Raw genomic sequence first — 18,876 nt, forward strand, 5'->3', positions numbered from 1 at the left:
CGCAGGTTCGGGGTAGGACGTCGCAATCCACACCGAACCCGAAGGCCCTCACCTATTTCAAGATCTCCCCGTCACCAACGTCCGTGGTCAGAACATCTAGGCCGGGGCACCTTCGACGTCCCGGGCCAGGGCGCGCAGCGTGGCCGCGAAGCCCAGGCGCCCGGCGAGAGAGAGCACCGGTCCCGCGAACCTGGTGATGTTCCGTGGCGAGACAGTGACGTCCTCGTACCAGACCACACGGCACCGCCGGCCCGGCAGGGGCGTCACCGAGAACCAGGCCCGGCCGTGCACGACACGACCCGACTTGCGCACCTCGCATCGCCCGAGCCGATCGTCCGCGCCGTCACCGGACGGCGGCTGCCAGGCGACCACGGTCATCGGGTCGTCGAAAGCCAGCGGGCCCACGCCGGTACGGGCCACGAACGTGACGCCTTTCCCCTCGGCCGGACCGGGCAGAATACGTACGGCGGTCAGTGGCGCCCAATCACCATGGCGGGGCCAGTCCACCAGCGCCGCCCAGACCTTGGTGGCGGGGGCGCCCACCTCTTGCACGACCGTGAACTCAGCCATCGACGAACCCCCGTCACCTTGTTGATCGTCCTCAGCTTCCCAGTATGATCACCGACCCGCCGCTCCGGCGGACTATAGTCGCGGCCTGTGAAGCGTGCCTCGATCGCTGCCGGTGCCGTGGTGTTCGCGTTCGTGGCGGTCGGCGTCTTCGGCCAGCTACGCCGAGCCCACCGAGAGTCCGTCCAGCAAGCGGCGACCGAACGCTTCCTCGCCGCCCACCCCCTCGAAGTGACAGCGGCCTCGATCGACGCAGCCCGGCGCAAGGGCCAGGTAGCCCATTTCGCGATCATGCCGCGCGACATGCCGCCGGGCCTCGTCCGCATGGACCCCTCCGGCCCCCTGGCCGACGATGGCGTGACAGACGTCTATTCCTATGAAGGTTTCAAGGTCGCCGTGAACTTCACCTACATCTCGGACGGCAAGCCCTGCGCGGATCAGCCGTGCATCCGTGACACCGACCTCACGGTCGCGACCGACGACGCGCCCAGCCTCCGCCACGTCGCCGTCTGGTTCATCGGCGGCCCGCCGTCCACCGCCACCGAGGCACGCCGTTTCTGGGCGAAGACCACCTGGGTCCCACACGCCGACGCCACCTGGTTCACCGACCTGGCCACACAGGGAACCATCTACACCCGCCGTTGATCACACGCCCAAGCCGGCTCTCGGCATCCTCGTGCTATGGAAAGGCACCATGGCCCGGCAGCAGTGGGGACAGCTCCCGGCCGCGCTCCGCAACGTGATCACCGCCCACATCGGGCCCGTCGAGCATGTTCAGGAGGCGGGGGCCGGGTCGAATGCCGATTTCGCAGCAACGCTCACCGCTCGCGGCGCCGGCCGGATCTTCTGTAAAGGCGTTTGGCTCGACACCGCCCGCATGCTGGTCCGGCTCGTCCGCGCCGGCCACACGCCCGCTCAAGCCGAGTCCTGGGCCGCCGCACTACCGACCTGGGCGGGCGCCTCCCCCGAAGCGGTCGACGCGTTCGCCGCCGCGCTCGCCAAGCTGTCGCGGAAGCTGAAAGACGAGACCATCGGCTCACCCCATCTGGCCGAGATGGCCGCGGCCAGCGACTCCTGGCTCCGGTACCGGGAAGGGGTCAGTCGGCTACGTAGTCGCCGATTGCCACGTCGTTGAGCAGGGTGGGCCAGAATCCCGGATCGTCGTCGAAGACGGAGCTGTCGATGCCGGACAGGACGTGGCCGACGTTTTCGCTCATCGACTCGAGGTCTTCGCGCTCGCTGTCCCTTCGTCCGTACGGCAGGCCGCGGACGAACTCCGTTATGCACCTGTCGAAGGCCTGCGGTGACGCGTTGACGTGCCCGATGCCGTCCTCCACCTCGAGGCTGGTGATGACGACCTCGCCCGTGACGACGTCCACGCAGTAGAGACCGGTGCCGTCGTGGCCGATGACGACGAACTCACGGCCCTCGCCGGCGTGCGTATACGCGGCCACCGGGAAGAACAGCGGGTTGCCGGTGGGCAGGCCCCGGCGCGACAGGTAGTCCCGGGCGCCGGGGTTCCGGATCAGCGCGAGCACGCTTTCCTCGTACCGGAACCGGGGCGGCCGGGCCGTGACGTCGGGTCCGGCCCGCAGGCTGGGGTCCCGCTCGGCGAACGTCACGGCCCGGCCGGCTCAGGCTCGGGAGCCGGGCGGGTTCCGGCGCAGGCTGAGCTTCCCGGCTCGCACCATCTCGGCCGCGGCCGGGCCCAGCCTCTCCGGGCCCCATTCCGCCGGCACGGCCGGCGCGTACCGGCGTACCCACGTGAAGAGGCTGGTGGCGGCCTTGGTGAACGGCTCGTCATCGTGCGGCAGGTAGTAGAACCGGCCCGGATAGAGCTGATCGTCGTCGAGCTTCGAGAACCACCACTCGATCAGCGGGCCCGACTGGAGGCTCATCACCCACTCGTCTCTCGGCTCGACGTAGCGCGGCTCCAGTCGCGCCGCCTGCGACGCGAGGCCGATGAGCCGGGCCATGCCGTCCCGGGAGTCGGTGGTCATCAGGGAGGCCCGGTCGGCCGAGCGCTCCCGCAGCAGCACGCCGCCGAGTTCGCGCCGCACGTAGTCGTCGACCGCCGGCCGGTCCTCGGGGTGGAGATAAACCTTGAGCTGTCTACCGGTCGCCATCACTTGACCGTCCCATACGGGTGGAAGACTATCTCGACGCCGTCGTCGAGTTCGCTCCAGATGTCGGACATGGCCTCGGTCTCGCGCATGACCGGTATGCCGCCCTTGGTCTGCAGGCCGACCTGATGGACCGACACCAGGGCGCCGTTGGCATCGTAGGCGGCGACGTCGGCGGCACGGTGGGGCTTGAATCCGGTCGGCGTGCTGAACGGCACCTCCCGGCGGGTGGTGAAGCCCTGGTTCTGCAGGTCGCGCTCCACCTGGTCGATGACGCGCTGGTGCGCCGGTCCGCCGGCGCGGCCGTACGGGTTGCGGACGATCCGCGGCGCGCCGCCCTGGGCGCACGTGCACTTGGTCGAGTGCTTCGCGAGGGAGCCGCCGCAGTTGTGGACGAGAACGGGCTCGTCGCCGGCGACCACGTAGTAGGTGTGGGTGTCGTTGACCGTGAGGTTGTAGACCGTGGTGGCCGCGGAATGGTCGACGGTCCTGGTGATGGTGACCGCGCGGCCCCGGGAGTCGCGGAGGGTGTCACCGGCCTTCAGGTCCCCGGCCTCGGTCCAGCCCTTGCCGGGGCTGTAGAACTTGTGGCCCGCGGTGGCCGTCAGCTTCCGCGGCGGGCCGCCACCTCCGGCGCCGGCTCCGGCCAGGGTCAGCTCGACCAGGCTCTTGTCACCGGACCCGGTGACCGACGCGGTGACCTGCTGGGGCTCGCTGACGCCGGTCTCGGCGTTCGTGGCCTTGACGGTGTCACCGGGCTGGACCTTCTCGATCGGCTTGGTGCTGCCGTCGGCCATGAGGACGAGCGTGCCGGCCACGAAGGAGTTGGGCGACGCGAGCCGCTTGCCGGCGCCGGCGGCGACCTCGCAGCTCTCCCCGGTCGTCGACTTCCGCTTCTGTTTGATCTTGCCGGCGGCCTTCTGCGTGGTCGCCTTGGCCTTGGCGCCCAGGTCCTTGGCCGCCGCGACGGTGTTCTCGACCTGTTTGGCCGCGGCGGATTTCACCTTGTTGGTGGCTTCGCCGACGACCTTGGTGATGCGCTGCGGGATGCTCGAGAGCGCGGAGCGGGCTGCTTTCAGCCGGCCGTACGCGTCGATCAGCCGCCGGCCGACGCCGATCGCCTTGACCGCGACCTTGGCCGCCTTGAACAGCTTGCCCCAGGGCACGGCCTGCAGCGCGGTGGAGATGCAGGCGACGATGTCGCCCTCGGTGACGCACGCCTTCGCGTCGTTGAAGCCGACCAGGTCGAGGATCAGGTTGACGATCTCGTCGCCGATCTGCTTGACGAACCCGTCGGCCTCGTCGACGAGCTTCTTCGCGCTCATCCACTCGGGGTTCTCGACCTCGACCGTGGTGGTGCCGTCGGGGTTGTTGGCCACAACGGTGGTGGCGGCGGCCTCCGGGTTGTTCATCCGGTACTCGGCCGCGTTCGCGCTGCCGTAGGCCGGCACCGTGGCGCTGTCCGGGTCGAGCCCGCTCGGGTCGGTCCACACCGTCGGACGGGCGTTGGTGTACGAGTACGTTGACACCGCCGGGTCCGTCGCCGGCTGGGCGGCCGGGTCGGTGGCGTCGAACCGGCCGGTGCCCGGGTCATAGTTGCGGGCGCCCATCGCGTACCGGTCGCCCTGGCTGACGTCGCGGTAGGTGCCGGCGTACTGCAGCGGGTTGGCCGGCGCGTCGGCGTCGAGCTTCTTGCCGCCGTCGGTCAGGCCGGTGCCGCGGGCCACGCCGAACGCGTCGTAGTCGTACGACCATTGCGGAGCGCCGTTCCCGGACACCACGCCGGACACGCCGCCGAGCCAGTCGTGCAGGTACGAGCTCGTGCCGCCGTTGTCGGCGAGCAGCGCCAGGGGCGCCCCACCGGCGCCGTACAAATAGGAGCGCCCGCCGGCGCCGGTCTGGGTCTCGGCGGCCAGCAGGGGCCGGTCGTTGTTGAGGTCCCAGAGCCAGTTCTGGACGACCTGCTGCGCGCCGCTGCCGGTGACCGCCTTGATCCGGTTGCCGACCGCGTCGTACGTGTAATCGGTGGTCTTCCCGTCGACCGTGGCCGAGGTCATCGTGTGGTCGAGGGCGTACGTGAACCGGTTGTTGCCGGCGCGGATCTGGTTGCCCTCGAGGTCGTACTCGAAGGTCCGCTCGTTGCTGCGGCTGCCGGTGATCCGCTCCGTGGTGAGCTGGTCGGCCGCGTCGTACGTGTAGGACGTCGTGGTGTTCTCGCCCGGCGCCACCACCTTCTTGGTGCTGCGGTTGCCGACCAGGTCGTACGTGTAATCCGCGCGCTCGGCCGACGAGCCGGCGCAGGACTGGGCGCCGAAGCACTCGGCGGTGAGCCGGTTCGCCGCGTCGTAGGTGTACGCGGTGGCCTCGGTGACGGTCGGCTGGCCCGGCTGCCCCTTGGTCTCGGTGATCCTCGTGGGGTTGCCGACCTTGTCGAGCTGCAGGTCGAAGGCGGACAGGACGGTGTCGCCCTTGCCGGCCGCGATCCGGGTCATGCGCCCGGCCCGGTCGTAGCCGCGTTCCTCGACCACCCCGGTCGACGCCGGGTACGTGGTCTTGATCAGGTTGTCCGCGACGTCGTACCCGAACTCGTACCGGGACGAGGTGCCGCCCTTGGTGCTGGTCAGCGACGTGATCCGGTCGCCGTCGTCGTACCCGGCGGAGATCTTCGTGCCGTCCGGGTAGCTGCGGCCGATGATCCGGTCGTCGGCGTCGTAGGTGTAGCCGAACTCCTGGTCGCCGCGGACCACCTTGGTGAGCCGGTCGGTGTTGTCGTACTCGCGCACCTGGGTGCCGCTGGGATCGGTGGCGGCGGTGAGCTTGTTCTTGGCGTCGTAGCCGAACGTGCTGATCGGCCCGTTGTCGCCCAGCTGCTTGCTGATCAGGCGGCCCAGGTTGTCGTAGCCGTAGAAGATGGTCTTGGCGGGGATGTTCGGGTCGGGCCGGTTGGGCTCGACCATCCGCGCGGTGATCTCCTTGACGAGCTGCGAGTTCGCGTCGTACACGTACTCCCGCCGCCGGCCCAGGTGGTCGGTGGTGGCGACCGTACGGCCGGCCTTGTCGTATTCGGTGTACGCCGACCGGTTCAGCGGATCGGTGCGGCGGACCAGTTGGCCGTTCGCGTTGTACTGGTAGGTCAGCGCCTGCCCGTTCGCCGCGTCGGGGCCGATGACCGAGGTGAGGCGGTCGTTGTCGTCGTAGCCCAGCCGCGTGGTGTGGTTGTTCGCGTCGGTGCTGGCGATCAGCCGGTCGTTCGCGTCGTACGTCCTCTTGCTGACGTTGCCGAGCGGATCGGTCACCGTCTCGAGGTTGCCCGCGCGGTCGTAGCCGTACCTGGTCGTGTAGTCGCTCGCGTTGTTGCCCTCGACGTTGCCGCGCGGCTCGGTGATCTCGGTGGGCCGGCCGTCGTCGTCGTACTTCCAGGTGACCACGCCGCCGGTCGGGGTGGTCTGCTTGAGCGGGTTGCCGGCGTCGTCGTACTCGATGCCCGCGTTGACCCCGCCGCTCTCCGACGCGCTGCCGGTACGCCGGTTGGCGCCGTCGAACGAGCTCGTGAGCTCCTCGCCGTTCTCGTTCGTCATCCCGACGACGTTGCCGGCGTTGTCGTAGCGCACGCTGGTCTTGCGGTCGAGCTGGTCGACCTGCCCGCTCGGCCGGTCCAGGGCGTCGAAGGCGGTGTCCACCTTGGCTCGCTTGCCGTCCGAGCCGTACGGCCGATCGGCCTGCACCAGGTTGCCGTTGAAGTCGTAGTGGAAGCGGCTGGTGTACAGCTCGGCCCGGGCCGGGTCGGCGTTGCCCAACGGCGCCACCTCGGTGGCGACGCGGCCCGTGGAGTCGTACGTCCATTGGGTTGTCAGGTTGAGCTCGCCCGGGTTGACCGTGACCGACTTGCGCCGGCCGGCGGGCGTGTAGGCGGACGCGCTGGTGTTGCCGACCGGGTCCTTGACCAGCACCGGACGGCCGGCCTTGTCGTAGGTGGTGTGCGTCGATCCGGAGAGCGGGTCGGTCACCACGACGACCTGACCGAGCTCGTCGAGGGTCTTCTTGAACGGCGCCTGCTTGCCCGGCTGCCGCACCTCGACGACGGTGTTCTCCTCGTCGTACGTGTACCGCGTGCGGTAGGCGTCGGGGTTGGCCCCGGACACCGTGCCGCGCGGGTCGACCACCGAGGTCATCCGGCCGGTCCGGTCGTACGCCATGACGGTCTTCCGTCCCGTCGGCGAGATCTCGGCGGTGCGGTTGCCGTCGGTGTCGTACTCGTACGTGGTGGCCTTGTCGCGCGGGTCGGTCTTCTTGACCACGTTGCCGCGGCTGTCGTACTCGTACCGGTAGCCCTTGGCCTGCTCGGGATCGCGCTGGCTGGTGAGCTCGTTGAACTCGTTGTACGTGTAGACCCACTTGTTGTCGCGGCCGTCGGTGAACTCGGTGAGGTTGCCGCGGCCGTCGAACTGGCTGAGCTGGGTGAAGGAGAAAGGCTCGGGTGCCGTACGCGACCGCGGGTTGCCCGCCGGGTCGAAGGTGGTCTCCTCCTGGTTGCCCTTCGGGTCGACCACCAGGCTCTTCTGCAGCTTGCCGTCGTACCGGGTGTTGACCACGTCGTTGTTGCCGTTGCGCGACCACAGCAGCACGTTGTCGCGGTAGCCGTCGACCACGGCCACACCGTCCGGGTCGGTGGTGGTCGCCTCCTGCCGGCCGGCGTTCCAGGCGAACGTGGTCACCGCGTTCTCGGCGTCGGTCTGCCGGCCCACCCGCCCGGCGGCGTCGTACTCGTTGAACACCTGCCGGTTGCCGCGCGCGTCGACCACGGTGGCCAGCCGCCCGGCGGCGTCATAGCCGTACGTGGTGGTGTAGCGGCGCGCGTCCTGCACCTTGAGCAGCCGGGTGCCTTCGTAGTCGAACTGCACCACCCGGTTGTCGGGCATCGTCACCTTGGTGACCAGCCGCAGATCGGCCCGCGCGTCGAAGTCGACGATCCGGCCGCCGGCATCGGTGACCTTGTCGATGACGCCCTGCGGCGTGTACGCGAGCGTCACCCCGTGCCCGCGGGCGTTCTTGATCGAGATCAGCTTGCCGTCGGCGTCGAACCGCAGCACCCGCTTGTCCGGCGGCACCAGCTGCCACCCGCCGTCCACCTTGGTGAGCCGGGCCCGCACGCCGGCCGGCGCCTCGTAGCTGCCGTCGGCGCCGCCGGTGTAGACCGCCTCGGAGCCGTCCTCGGCGCGCACCCGGGCCGCGCCGCCGTCGGCCGAGACGATCCGGATGTCGTACGTGGACGACCAGCCCGGCCCGAACATGCCCGGCGCCGTGTTGCCCGACGAGTAGTAGCGGGCCAGCCGGAACGGAATGCCGTACGAGGGCATGCCGAAGTCCTGCTCCACCCGCTGGAACGTGCCGGTGCCCGTGTTGACCATCTGGCCGCGGAAGGCCTGCGCCCGTACGGTGCCGCCCAGCACCGTCGCGCAGCCGCAGCCCACGGCCTGACTCGTCGGTACCGACGGCGGCGTCTCCACCCGCCGGGGCTGCGCCGGCTGCGACTCGCCGCTGCTCAGCTCGCCCTCGCCGGTGGCCACGGTGATCGTCACCGTGTACTTGCGCGCCGGGTCGAGCACCCAGCCCTCGGCCGCGCCGAAGGTCCGGCAGAAGGTGGCCGGGTACGAGCACCGGCTCAGATCGGCCCGGCCCTGGTCGGTGGAGCGCTGCTCGGTGCCGGACTCGACGTCGCGCACGGTGGCCCACCAGCGGGCCCACGAGGTCGGGTCACCGTCGGCGACCTGCGCGTCGAAGTACACGACAAGTGACGTGTCGCCGAGCGTGAAACCGGACCGCACGATCGGCGTACCCGGCGCATCGGCCTGCGCGTCGGCCCGCACGGCCTTGGCCGTGGCCGTCCGCCGCAGGGCGCGGCCGTCGACCTTCGCCGGCTTACCCGCGGACTCCACGGCGGGCGGCACGGGCGGTGCCGCCTCACCGGCCGGCAGGCCGTGGTGGGGTGTGGCCTCCTTGGGGAGGCCGCGATCCACCGGATCGGCCCCGGCCGGCGCCACCGGCGGCGGCGCCGCGGTCGCGGGCCCTTGGGGCGACACCGCGAGATAACTGGATATCAGGACTGAGGTCAGGGCTGCGGACAGCAGCCGACGGTGCCTTGCGCGCATGAGCACTCCCCCGTGACTGTGCGTTGACAGGCAGCCCACACGCTTCAGCATCGATAAAGATCAATCAATGGCTCAAACGGTTAAGTCTCACGTCGTCCGAACGGAGGAGGTAGCGCACCAGGAAAGCTTCTGAACCGTTTCATGGCCGGCGCGGCGACGCGCTCGCCGCGGGCGAGCTAGTCGTCTTACTGATGCCTGGCCTCCGGGACCGAAGAAAGCTGTCCAGGTGCCTCACGCCAACTTCCCCGCAAATCCGTGCCCAGTCCTCGGGAGGACAGCGATGACAGAGACCTTCGCCCTCGGCGGTGACCTGCCGGTCAACCGGCTCGGCTTCGGCACGATGCAGCTGACCGGGCCCGGCGTGTGGGGCTTCCCGGCCGACCGGGCCAACGCGGTGCGGGTGCTGCGCCGCGCCGTCGAGCTCGGCGTCAACTTCTTCGACACCGCCGACTCGTACGGCCCGAACGCGGCCGAACAGCTGCTGAAGGAAGCGCTCCACCCCTACCCGGACCACGTCGTCATCGCCACCAAGGTCGGGCTGACCCGGCAGGGCCCCGGCCGCTGGGGCGGCGACGCCCGGCCCGCGTACATCCGGCGCCAGATCGAATCGAGCCTGCGCAACCTCGGCCTCGAACAGATCCCCCTCTACCAGCTGCACCGCATCGACCCGCGCGTACCGCTGGCCGACCAGATCGGCACCCTGGCCGACCTGCGGACCGAAGGCAAGATCCGGCACATCGGCCTGTCCCAGGTCAGCGTGGACGACATCCGCGCCGTCCGGCGAATCGCACCCATCGCCAGCGTGCAGAACCTCTACAACCTGGCCGACCGCGACTCCGAGGACGTGCTCGACTACGCGGAAAAGACCGGCCTCGGCTTCATCCCCTGGTTCCCGCTGGCCACCGGCCAGCTCGCCCGCCCCGGCGGCCGGCTCGAGCAGATCGCCCGCCGGGCCGGCCTCACCCCGTCGCAGCTCGCGCTGGCCTGGCTGCTGCGCCGCTCCCCGGCGATGCTCCCCATCCCGGGCACCTCGTCCCCGCACCACCTCGAGGAAAACATCGCAGCGGCGAGCGCCGAACTCTCCGACGCCGATTACGCGGCGCTGATCTAGAGTGTGTCCGCGCCGGCAACCTCGGCGTCGGCATGAGCTGCGGGTGGTGGATGGACAAGCACACCGGCGCCTAGCCCGTCAGACAGCGCCGTCATGAGCGCGGCGCGGCGCACTGGAGTACGGTCGATCACATCCAAGCGTCGCGGTGCCTTGACGGCCGAGCGCTCATCCCGCGGCGCGAGGACACCCGATGACCGAGACTCCGCTGTGGTCGGCCGACGTTTCCCGGCACGGCAGCGTCTCCACGGTGACCCTCAGCGGCGAACTGGATCTGGTGGCCGCCGGACACCTGCGCCTGCTGCTCGTCGAGCAGCTCGACCAGCCCGGCACGACCGGAGTCACCGCCGACCTCAAGGCCGTCACCTTCGTCGACTCGGCCGCCCTTGGCGCTTTCATCTCCGCCTATCAGCACGCCGCGGCCGTCAATCGCCGCTTCTTCCTGGCCGAGCCGGCGCGGCCGGTCCGCCGGGTACTGGAGATCAGTGGCGTCTACGAGATGCTCGTTGCCGTCGACGAGAACGTCACACCGCCGGGATGACCGAACGGTCACCTTCCCGGCCGCCCGCGGCGTCGCGTCCGTCGACCGTGGCCCCCCGGCCCCGTCGAGGACGGCGGCCCGAGAACCTCGGCTGACGGATCAGTTGCCGGAGACGCTGAGTGCCATGACGGCGACGTCGTCATCGACGTCGTCGAAGCCGGCGAGCAGGCCGGTGAGAGCGCGGACGACGGCTGCGGCCTCGGTGGGGCCGTGACTTTCGGCGAAAGCACGCAGTGCCTCATCGCCGAACCGCTCGCCGTCCGGGGCGTTACGCGCCTCGGTCAGCCCGTCGCTGTAGAGAAGCAACGTATCGCCCGGGTCCAGCCGCACGGTGCGTGTCGCCACCCGCGCCGTGGGCAGAATGCCGATCAGCGCGCCGCCCTCGGTGCTCTGATATTCGGTGACGCCGTTCGCCCGGACCAGCAGGGCGGGCGGATGCCCACCGGAAGCGATCGAGGCGGTATACCCCGTACCCTCTCGTTCGAGCACACCGAAGATGACTGTGCAATGCCGGTGTCCCTGATCGTGATAGTCCTGATAGAGCACGGCGTTGAGATTCGCCAGCACCGCGGCGGGCTCCGGGTCGTAGACGGCGGCGGCGCGCAGTGTGTAGCGGGCCGCGGCGGTCACCGCCGCGGCGCCGATGCCCTTGCCGCGTACGTCGCCGAGGAAGAAACCCCAGCGCCCGGCGCCGAGGGGGAACAGATCGTAGAAGTCGCCGCCCACCTCGTCGGGCGAAGCCATGTGGTAGAGGGCCGACGTCGTCATGCCCGGCGGCGCCGCCAGCGTGGCCGGCAACAGGCTGCGTTGCAGTCCGCTCACGAGGAGGCGCAGCCGTTCCCGGTCCTGGTCGGCGCGACGTCGCGCACCGAGCAGTTCCCGCTCGTAGGCGCGCCGTTCCCGAGCGTCGAAAACCATGGTCCGGATCAGCATGGGCGCGCCGTCACCGCCGGTCTTGACGGCGGAGGTGACCAGAACCGGCAGCGCTGTCCCATCGGCGGTGAGCAGTTCCAGCGCGATACCGCCGACCTTTCCCTGCATCCGCAGCAACGGCGCGAAATGCGTCTCGTGATAAAGACGACTGCCGCCGGTCAGCAGATCGACGAAATGACGGCGGCCGACCAGGTCGTCGCGGGAGAGACCGAGCCAGTCCAGCAGGGTGGCGTTGACCTTGGCGATCGTTCCGTCCAGCAGCGTCGACAGGAAACCGCACGGCGCGTTGTCGTAAAGGTCGTCGATGTCGTCCTCCAGCAGCGCCGGGAAGGCTGCCTCCTCGGCTGCACGGCGCCTCGCCGCCGGCGGTTTGTCGGTATGCCGCCGAGCCTCGCTCATGATCCTCCGACGCGGGAATCGGGCAGGCGGTGTCGCTTCACCCTGGAATCTTCGCATTGACCGGGCTCCTGGTCGACCGGCGGTCAGCGGACCGCGTTTCCGGTCACCGGCGGGTCGGCCGGTCCGGCAGCAGCCGCTCCTCGTGGTCCAGCTCGCGTTCCGGAACGCGCGGACTCTCGTCGGGCAACCACCCGGCATCGCGCCAGCGCAGGAACTCGTCCCGTCGGGCGTCGAGAGCCACCCGGCGTACGTGCAAGGCAGCCTCATATTGCGGTGAAACCGGTGGACCGATCGAGTCCTCGTTGTCGCGGAGCAGGTCGATCCGGTCGCGGTAGCGGCTCAAACGAGCCTGGAGCTGCCCGCGCATCGTCTCGATCACCGCGGCACTGACGTCGTCGTGTTCCTCTGCCTCCAGGTCGTCCAGGGCCGCGAGGGCGGCCGCGACGGACGCCGACCGGGCTTCGTCACGCACACCGGCCTGGTCGTCGCCGGCCGCGCGCAGTCCGAGCGCCGTCGCGGCGGATCGCGAGCATCGACGAGTCCAGGGCGGCGCTGTACAACAACGGCGGCAGGACGAAGGTCAGGATGAGGTGCGGATCGAGGGTCACGTTGGGCCCGGACAGCACGGCGTATCCGATGCCGACGAGCGGAAGGAGCGCGGCGGCGGGCAACCCGGTCCGGCCCGCGACCCACCGCACCACCACGACCGCGGCCAGGACAAAAATCAGAACCGACACGGCATCCACCGGCCGATCCTTGCCCACCGGTCGGCGAAATATTTGACCCGGCTGCCCAACAATTCTGTGATACTGTTTGCCCAGTTGCAGTTTTGATTTCCGTAGACGTTTTCGGCGCCTGATGGATCTAAGATCCGTCCAGGCGCTTTTCGTTTTTTGTGTCGGTTCGACGCAGGTCATCAACGCGGCGGCGTGAGAGCCCGCAGTTCGCGGTCTCCGACAGCCTGCGAAGGAGCAGACATGGCAACAGGCACTGTGAAGTGGTTCAACGGTGACAAGGGCTTCGGCTTCATCGCCCAGGACGGCGGCGGCGCTGACGTCTTCGCCCATTTCTCGGCGATCTCGGCCAGCGGATTCCGCAGCCTCGACGAAAATCAGCGGGTGGAGTTCGACATCGCCCAGGGCCAGCGCGGTCCGCAGGCGGAAAACATCCGCACGCTCTGATTCGCTGATATCCGGACGGCGGCCCGACTGGTTCAGCGGGCCGCCGTCCGGCATTTCGGGTCCCATTCGGCCGGGCCGCGGCCGGGTCGGGACGAATGAACAATGCCATCAGCACCCGCAAGCCGACCGTCATGGTGCACAGTGAATCCATGCCTGAAGACCGCTTCACCGCCGAGATGGTGGCATCGCTGGAACGGCTCCGCCGGGTCAGCGATGATCGCCAGGCCGACCTGCAAGACCGGCCGCCCACCTCGAGCACATCCGATGCCGCGCGTCGTCGTGAAGAGGCCGCCGACCGGCGTCAGGACGCCCTCGATCAGCGGTCCGAAGCCGCCGATCGCCGAGACGAGACACAAACGCGGCGGGAAGCCATGCTCGACAGCCGACAAGCTGACCTCGATCGGCGAGCGGACCTGATGGACGAACGAGACCGCGAGGATTGACCGGCCGCCTCACCGGACCGTCATCAGCGCCGCCACCGCCACCGCCGCGGCGAGCGTACGCACCAGGTCGGCCCGCAGGAGCCGGCGCAACACCAGCGGATCGCGGCCGCCGGCGAGCCGGCCGTGCGCGGGCGCGGCAGCCAGCGCGGTGGCCAGCAGCGCAACAGCCGTCGCGGCCAGCGCCACCCAGGCCCCCACCCTCGGCCCGGACCACAGCACCCACCCGCCGGTCACCACCAGCGAGCCGTAGACCACCACGACGACCGGCGTGATGGCCTGAGTATGGGCGCGGTGGGCCGGCCCCCACTGATCCGGCGGCACCCGGGCCAGCGCCGGATAGACGACGCCGGTCACGGTGACCTGGAAGCCCAGATGGACGGCGGCGGCGGTGAGCAGAGCGATCTCGGCAAGTTCCACCAGCCCATGATCGCGCCCGATGCCGCGACCGCGGCCGGCCGGTCAGCGGATGCGACGACGGCGCGAGGTCCCTAGGCTACGGCGGTGCCCGACACCCCGGCCGCGCAACGGCTGACCAAGAGAACGCTCGTGACCGCCTCCCACGCGATCGAACGCGCAGCCCTCGCCGCCGCCGAGGACGGGCCCATGGTGGTCTTCGCACTCTTCCAGCGGCTGCCTTATTTCGAACGGGAACGCCGCGTCTACGAGAGCATCGCGGGCCGGGCCGCGGCCACCGTGGTCGGTCTGGTCGGCGATCAGGTGCCGGAGCCGCCGGCCGGGGCGGAGGCGGTGCTGCTCGACGAGAAGGACGACCTGGCGCGGGAGTGGACCGTCGCCGTGCTCACCCCACGTTTCGGTGCGGTGCTGGTGGCGTACGACCTGGAGCAGTTCCAGGCCGGCGCGGCGACGCTGGAGAGCGGGCGCCTGTTCGAAGCCCGGACCAGCTTCCGCCGCGACGAGGCCCTGCACGAGGTGCTGCGCCTGCACAAGCAGCTCGGCGACCGCCTTTCCCCGGCGGCCCGCTCGGCCGTCGACGCGGTCGTCGACCGGGTACGCGACCTCCCGGCCACCCCCGGCGAGAGCCGCGCCGACGCCGCCCTGCGCCTGTTCACGGCCCGGGCCGAGCGCGACCACGACCGCCTGCGCTCCGGCCCCGGGAAGACCCGGGAGCCGGAGACGCCCGGCGACACCGACCTGGCCGGCGAGCCGGGCCTGCTGCGCTGGACCGGAACCACCGGCGTCACCGCCTCGGGCGTGCTGCCGGTCGCGGTGCTGGCCGTCCGCATCACCCATGCCGCCGGGGCTCCGGAGGGACCGATCGGCCGTACGGCCACCCGGCAGCACCAGGCCGCCATCGAACTGCTCGTGAGCCGGTTGCGGCCGGGCGACCGGGCGGTCAAAGCCGGCCCGGACGAGTTCATGCTGCTGCTGCCGGCTCTCGACCAGGATGCCGCCGTACGCTTCGCCTACGAGCTGGTCGCCGCCTTCTCCGCCGCCGAGGCCCGCAGCGCCTTTCTGTCGGCGACGGTCACGGTGGCGTTGACGGTCACCCGCCGCCGGCCGCTCCCCCAGGACGAGCTGCACCGGGCCCTCGACTGGGCCGTCACCCAGAACGCCCCGGTGGTGACCATCGCCGGCTGACCGGCGCGCATCGCCCGTCCGAAGCGCCGGCCGGTCAGCGAAGGGCGGCGGCGATCGCTTCCACCGGGGTCGTCGTCGGCCGCCCGATCAGGCGCCGCAAGTCACCGGAGTCGGTGAACATTTCGTCGTGGCTCATGGCTCGGTCGGCATCCGCGAGGACCTGCGCCAGCTCGGCGGGCACACCCGCGCCGACCAGCGCCTCGGTGAACGCGTCGATGGGCAGATCGGTGTACTCGACCCGCTTGCCCGTCACGGCCGAGATCGCCGCGGCCAGCTCGGTCAGGGTGAAGGCCTCGTCGCCGCCCAGCTCGTACGCCTGGCCGGCGTGGCCGTCGGTGGTCAGCACGACCGCGGCGGCGTCGGCGTAGTCGGCTCGGGTCGCAGCGCTGATCCGGCCCTCTCCGGCGGCCCCGACGAGCACTCCGCCCTGCAGCACCTGAGGGAGCTGGCCGGTGTAGTTCTCCAGGTACCAGCCGTTGCGCAGCATCACGCTGGGCAGGCGCTCGCGCAGGTACTCCTCCGTGGCCCGGTGGGTGGGAGAAAGGCTGGTGGTGGACGTATCCGCGTACAGCATGCTCGTGAACGCGACCAGCGACGCGCCCGCCGCCACCGCGGCGTCGATGGCGCGGCGGTGGTTGGCGACGCGCTCGCTCGGGGTCGTGGTGGAGATCAGCAGAAGCTTGTCCACGCCCTCGAAGGCGGCGGGGAGGCTGGCGGATTCCGCGAAGTCGGCCCGGCGGACCTCGACCCCGCGGTCGGCGAAGTCCTTGATCCGGCTGACGTCACGGCTGGTCGCGACGATCTCGGAGGCCGGCACCCCACGGGCCAGCAGCGCTTCGACGGTGAGCCGGCCCAGATGTCCGGAGGCTGCGGTGACAACGATCGACATGACGGTGGCGCCCTTCTGCCGCGGGCCATCCGCGGCGTGAACCCACGATGACCTGGTCACTCTCTTTTGGTAAGGGCGAACTTTCGGGTAAGGTCCCCACCCGGACGTGAGGATCGAGGTGAGGTACGTGGCGACGTCCCGGGACGTGAGCGAGTCCACAACACCGTGGGACCCGTACACGCGTGGCTGCCCATCGCGTGACGTGCTCGACCAGATCGGCAGCAAATGGGCAGTCCTGGTGATGGGCGAGCTCGGCCGGCATGGAGCGCGCCGGTTCACGCAGTTGCGGCAGCAGCTCGAGGGAATCAGCGAGAAGATGCTCACCCAGACGCTGCGCACGCTCGAACGCGACGGGCTGATCCTGCGGACGGCGTATCCGGAGATGCCGATCCGGGTGGAGTACGAGCTGACGCCGCTCGGCCAGACCCTGCGCGGCCCCCTGAAGGCACTCACGGAGTGGTCGATCCAGCACATCGAGGAAGTCGTCGACGCCCGCGAGAAGTACGACGAACGCACCGGAAGATAAAGGGCGTCGGCGGAATCCCTTCACCCGGCCGATCTCGCCAGCCGGGCGCCTCCCGGATCGGAGGCACCCGGCTGGGTTGGCGGTCAGGACGCGGCGGTGCGGGTGAGGCGGAACGCGGCGTCCGTGGACGGGCCCTCCAGCACCACGGTCAGCGGACCCGCCGGCAGCGCGCAGGTGATCGTACGGTCCGGGAAAGCGCCCGTGCGGCAGTAGCGGATGCCGTCGGAGCTGAAGACCGCGAGCCGAGCGGTGCCCTCGCCCGCGGTGCGCTGCCAGGTGAACGTCTCCCGCCCGGCATGCTGATCGGCCGGAATGGTGAAACACGCGGCGATCCGGTCACCGCCCGTGCGGGCCGTCGCGCCGTCGGCGCCGGCGGGCAGCGACGGGCAGTCCGGCGCCCCGTCGACGCGGGCGAACGCCGCGGCGAACGAGCCCGGCGCGGCGCCCTCGTCCTGCTGGGCCACGGCCGTGTACGGGCCCGCGTCGGCGATCGGGCAACCGTACTGGGTGAGCGTGTCCAGGTCGCACACACGCTCGCCGGCGGCGTTGAGCAGATACGTGTCCGGGGTGAGCCCGTCGGTCGGCCGGAGCAGAGCCAATCGCGAAGAGTTCGGCGGGTCCAGCCGGCGGCACAGCACCTCCCCGGCCGTGGTGAACTCGGCGTGCCACGGGGCGCCGGTCAGGCCGTCGACGGTTCCGGCCGGGCAACCGGCCGGCTGGGCGGGCAGGAACGAGGTGACGTACGTGAAATCGTTGTCGATCACCGAGTTCGTGACGCCGCCGTTCAGCACGAAGGTGTACCGGCCGGCCGGCAGATCACGGGCGTTCACCTTCAGCCCCGCGCCGTCGTACACCTGCCCGTAGGTCTCGTAGTTCTCGGCGTCGAAGGCCCGGACGGTGTACGCGCCCGGCTCGGTCACGACCAGCGTCCGGCACCGGATCGGCCCGGCCGCGCCCGCGGGCGGCGCGTTATAGGCCCCGGGCCGCACGACCGGGCAGCCGGCGGCCTGGGAGAGCCGGCGCACCTGCAGCTTGTAGGTCTGCTCGGTCCACTCCGCGTTCCAGTCGGCGAGGTAGGAGACGACCCGGTAGGTGCCGGTGGCGGGTACGACGCAGCCGTCCTGGTCGCTGTATCCGGGGCAGACCTCGGCGCCGGTGCTGTCGACGATCGTCTTGCGGACCTCGTTGTACGTCGTCGGCGCGGCGTACGCGACGACCCGGTCCCCGGCGTCCGCCCGGAACGGGTGACAGTTCGTCTGCACGGCCGAACTCTGCGACACGACCAGTGCGGCCGTGGCCCACGTGAGCCCGGTCGCCGGAGCGCAGCCCGTGTTGCGGAACAGGGCGGGCAGGGCGATCCGGAAGCTGACCGGATTCCAGTCCTGGCTCTCCGAGATGACCGTGTAGTCACCGGCCGCGGGCACGGCGCACGGCTCCTGCCCCCACTTGGAGCAGAGCGGCTCACCCGCGTCGTCGTACACCGTCCAGGCGACGCTCTGGTCGTTGTGGATGCGCACCGCGAGGGTGCCGGGGGCGGCCACGTGCGTCTTGTGGCAGGTGATGTCCTGCTGCTGCGGCAAGGAGCCGGTTCCCTCGTACGCGGTGACATCGCCGAACGGCGCGGTCCGCAGCACCTGGCATCCGGCCGCGTTCGAGACGCGCGACATGCGCAGCGTGTACGGGGTCTCGGCGCCGTAGTACTCGGCCAGATTCAGCCGGTAGGGCCCGGCGCCGGTGAGGGTGCAGTACTGGGCGTACCGGATCTGGCAGACCGGCTGCAGATCGGCGTCGAGGATGTCGCCCTGGATGTCGCCGTTGCCCTTGGGCGACCAGAGACGCAGCACGCTGCCGGCCGGCTGATTGAACCGGAAGCAGTCACCGGGAGCACCGGCGGGCAGCGCGCCGGCCTGCCCGGTCGAGGCGAACGAGAAGAACGAGGCGGGCAGGGTCGCGCAGGACGACGGCGACTTGAGCGACTGCACACCCAGCGTGTAGTCGCCGGACCCTTGGAAGTAGAGCGAAACGATGACCTTGTACGTGCCCGCGCCCTTGAGCTGGCACCGGCCGGCGTCGGACTGGAACGTGCAGACGCCGGCGCCGTTCGGGCCGGTGACCCGGGCCTGGGGCGACTCGCCACTGCCGCGGGTGAGCATGGTGTAGAGCACGTCGTTCGCCTTGGGAACGCTGACGAAGTAGACGTGCTCCTGGCTGCCGCTGATCGACTCACATCGCACGATGTCGCCGATGGCGAGGGAACCGCCGCAGCTCTCGGCGGCCGAGGCGGGCGTGCTCGTCAAAGTGGTGGCGGCGAGAACCGCCGCGAGGATGGACAACAAGAGTTTTCTCATGGGACTCCCCGGGCCGGCCCGGAATTCCGGGCCGGCAGATCATAGACAGTCCATGATGGATCGGTGAAGG

At 70.3% G+C, this 18,876-nt stretch carries 18 protein-coding genes; 8 read left to right on the top strand and 10 right to left on the bottom strand.

Translation table 11 applies throughout. The features are described 5' to 3' along the window. Positions 1-96 precede the first annotated feature (96 nt). The gene (locus AB0C26_RS44040) at positions 97-570 is read right to left on the bottom strand and encodes an SRPBCC family protein (RefSeq protein WP_360260646.1); all 474 of its coding nucleotides are present in this window, start codon (positions 568-570) and stop codon (positions 97-99) included. Positions 571-702: 132 nt separating this feature from the next. Between AB0C26_RS44040 and AB0C26_RS44045 the strand changes: the two genes are divergently transcribed. Continuing rightward, a complete protein-coding gene (locus tag AB0C26_RS44045) occupies positions 703-1,212 on the top strand; it encodes a hypothetical protein (protein WP_360260649.1) in 510 nt (169 codons plus the stop codon). A gap of 49 nt (positions 1,213-1,261) precedes the next feature. Then, positions 1,262-1,702 (top strand): hypothetical protein, encoded by a 441-nt coding sequence (locus AB0C26_RS44050; RefSeq protein ID WP_360260651.1) that lies wholly within the window; start codon positions 1,262-1,264, stop codon positions 1,700-1,702. Here the strand turns inward: AB0C26_RS44050 and AB0C26_RS44055 are convergent. Genes AB0C26_RS44055 through AB0C26_RS44065 form a run of 3 tightly spaced genes read right to left on the bottom strand, consistent with a single transcriptional unit; the run spans position 1,665 to position 8,839 of the window. Then, a complete protein-coding gene (locus AB0C26_RS44055; protein ID WP_360260654.1) occupies positions 1,665-2,189 on the bottom strand; it encodes an SUKH-4 family immunity protein in 525 nt (174 codons plus the stop codon). The genes AB0C26_RS44050 and AB0C26_RS44055 overlap by 38 nt on opposite strands. 12 nt (positions 2,190-2,201) lie before the next feature. Next, entirely contained in the window at positions 2,202-2,693 is a 492-nt protein-coding gene (locus tag AB0C26_RS44060) for a hypothetical protein (protein WP_360260658.1), read from the bottom strand. Further along, a complete protein-coding gene (locus AB0C26_RS44065; RefSeq protein ID WP_360260660.1) occupies positions 2,693-8,839 on the bottom strand; it encodes a polymorphic toxin-type HINT domain-containing protein in 6,147 nt (2,048 codons plus the stop codon). The genes AB0C26_RS44060 and AB0C26_RS44065 overlap by 1 nt, the downstream gene beginning before the upstream one ends. Before the next feature lie 280 nt (positions 8,840-9,119). Between AB0C26_RS44065 and AB0C26_RS44070 the strand changes: the two genes are divergently transcribed. Further along, positions 9,120-9,950, top strand: a complete 831-nt coding sequence (locus tag AB0C26_RS44070; RefSeq protein ID WP_360260662.1) for an aldo/keto reductase — start codon at positions 9,120-9,122, stop codon at positions 9,948-9,950. A gap of 190 nt (positions 9,951-10,140) precedes the next feature. Further along, positions 10,141-10,488, top strand: a complete 348-nt coding sequence (locus tag AB0C26_RS44075; RefSeq protein WP_360260665.1) for an STAS domain-containing protein — start codon at positions 10,141-10,143, stop codon at positions 10,486-10,488. Positions 10,489-10,587: 99 nt separating this feature from the next. Here the strand turns inward: AB0C26_RS44075 and AB0C26_RS44080 are convergent, their stop codons facing one another. From AB0C26_RS44080 to AB0C26_RS44090, 3 genes are all read right to left on the bottom strand, one after another. Beyond that, positions 10,588-11,820, bottom strand: coding sequence for a SpoIIE family protein phosphatase (locus AB0C26_RS44080; protein WP_360260668.1), 1,233 nt, complete (start codon positions 11,818-11,820; stop codon positions 10,588-10,590). 103 nt (positions 11,821-11,923) lie between these two features. Further along, positions 11,924-12,292: a hypothetical protein gene (locus AB0C26_RS44085; protein ID WP_360260671.1), complete on the bottom strand. Its 369-nt coding sequence runs from the start codon at positions 12,290-12,292 to the stop codon at positions 11,924-11,926. Beyond that, positions 12,285-12,566, bottom strand: a complete 282-nt coding sequence (locus tag AB0C26_RS44090; protein ID WP_360260674.1) for a hypothetical protein — start codon at positions 12,564-12,566, stop codon at positions 12,285-12,287. Before AB0C26_RS44090 ends, AB0C26_RS44085 begins: the two co-directional genes overlap by 8 nt. A 231-nt stretch (positions 12,567-12,797) precedes the next feature. Here AB0C26_RS44090 and AB0C26_RS44095 point away from each other — a divergent pair, with 231 nt between their 5' ends. Beyond that, complete coding sequence (locus AB0C26_RS44095) at positions 12,798-13,001, top strand: cold-shock protein (protein ID WP_360260677.1); 204 nt, start codon at positions 12,798-12,800, stop codon at positions 12,999-13,001. Between the two features lie 95 nt (positions 13,002-13,096). Next, complete coding sequence (locus tag AB0C26_RS44100; RefSeq protein WP_360260680.1) at positions 13,097-13,444, top strand: hypothetical protein; 348 nt, start codon at positions 13,097-13,099, stop codon at positions 13,442-13,444. A 9-nt stretch (positions 13,445-13,453) separates the two neighbouring features. On the opposite strand, the gene AB0C26_RS44105 is transcribed toward AB0C26_RS44100, so the two are convergent. Next, the gene (locus AB0C26_RS44105) at positions 13,454-13,861 is read right to left on the bottom strand and encodes a hypothetical protein (protein WP_360260682.1); all 408 of its coding nucleotides are present in this window, start codon (positions 13,859-13,861) and stop codon (positions 13,454-13,456) included. An 84-nt stretch (positions 13,862-13,945) separates the two neighbouring features. Between AB0C26_RS44105 and AB0C26_RS44110 the strand changes: the two genes are divergently transcribed. After that, positions 13,946-15,043 carry a DICT sensory domain-containing protein gene (locus tag AB0C26_RS44110; RefSeq protein WP_360260685.1) on the top strand — a complete coding sequence of 366 codons (1,098 nt, stop codon included), beginning with the start codon at positions 13,946-13,948 and terminating at the stop codon, positions 15,041-15,043. 34 nt (positions 15,044-15,077) lie between these two features. Here the strand turns inward: AB0C26_RS44110 and AB0C26_RS44115 are convergent, their stop codons facing one another. Continuing rightward, the gene (locus AB0C26_RS44115; protein WP_360260688.1) at positions 15,078-15,932 is read right to left on the bottom strand and encodes an NmrA family NAD(P)-binding protein; all 855 of its coding nucleotides are present in this window, start codon (positions 15,930-15,932) and stop codon (positions 15,078-15,080) included. Positions 15,933-16,050: 118 nt separating this feature from the next. Here AB0C26_RS44115 and AB0C26_RS44120 point away from each other — a divergent pair, with 118 nt between their 5' ends. Next, on the top strand, positions 16,051-16,458 hold the full coding sequence (locus AB0C26_RS44120) for a helix-turn-helix domain-containing protein (protein WP_360260891.1): 408 nt from the start codon (positions 16,051-16,053) through the stop codon (positions 16,456-16,458). 83 nt (positions 16,459-16,541) lie between these two features. On the opposite strand, the gene AB0C26_RS44125 is transcribed toward AB0C26_RS44120, so the two are convergent. Continuing rightward, the gene (locus tag AB0C26_RS44125; protein ID WP_360260690.1) at positions 16,542-18,806 is read right to left on the bottom strand and encodes a hypothetical protein; all 2,265 of its coding nucleotides are present in this window, start codon (positions 18,804-18,806) and stop codon (positions 16,542-16,544) included. Positions 18,807-18,876: the final 70 nt, after the last annotated feature.

This window comes from Actinoplanes sp. NPDC048796 (assembly GCF_040650035.1).
Lineage (GTDB): Bacteria > Actinomycetota > Actinomycetes > Mycobacteriales > Micromonosporaceae > Actinoplanes.

Bases quoted from the DNA above. Each gene is read 5' to 3' on its own strand.
- AB0C26_RS44040 (WP_360260646.1), bottom strand. From the start codon at position 570: ATGGCTGAGTTCACGGTCGTGCAAGAGGTGGGCGCCCCCGCCACCAAG.
- AB0C26_RS44050 (WP_360260651.1), top strand. From the start codon at position 1,262: ATGGCCCGGCAGCAGTGGGGACAGCTCCCGGCCGCGCTCCGCAACGTG.
- AB0C26_RS44060 (WP_360260658.1), bottom strand. From the start codon at position 2,693: ATGGCGACCGGTAGACAGCTCAAGGTTTATCTCCACCCCGAGGACCGG.
- AB0C26_RS44065 (WP_360260660.1), bottom strand. From the start codon at position 8,839: ATGCGCGCAAGGCACCGTCGGCTGCTGTCCGCAGCCCTGACCTCAGTC.
- AB0C26_RS44070 (WP_360260662.1), top strand. From the start codon at position 9,120: ATGACAGAGACCTTCGCCCTCGGCGGTGACCTGCCGGTCAACCGGCTC.
- AB0C26_RS44075 (WP_360260665.1), top strand. From the start codon at position 10,141: ATGACCGAGACTCCGCTGTGGTCGGCCGACGTTTCCCGGCACGGCAGC.
- AB0C26_RS44080 (WP_360260668.1), bottom strand. From the start codon at position 11,820: ATGAGCGAGGCTCGGCGGCATACCGACAAACCGCCGGCGGCGAGGCGC.
- AB0C26_RS44095 (WP_360260677.1), top strand. From the start codon at position 12,798: ATGGCAACAGGCACTGTGAAGTGGTTCAACGGTGACAAGGGCTTCGGC.
- AB0C26_RS44100 (WP_360260680.1), top strand. From the start codon at position 13,097: ATGAACAATGCCATCAGCACCCGCAAGCCGACCGTCATGGTGCACAGT.
- AB0C26_RS44115 (WP_360260688.1), bottom strand. From the start codon at position 15,932: ATGTCGATCGTTGTCACCGCAGCCTCCGGACATCTGGGCCGGCTCACC.
- AB0C26_RS44125 (WP_360260690.1), bottom strand. From the start codon at position 18,806: ATGAGAAAACTCTTGTTGTCCATCCTCGCGGCGGTTCTCGCCGCCACC.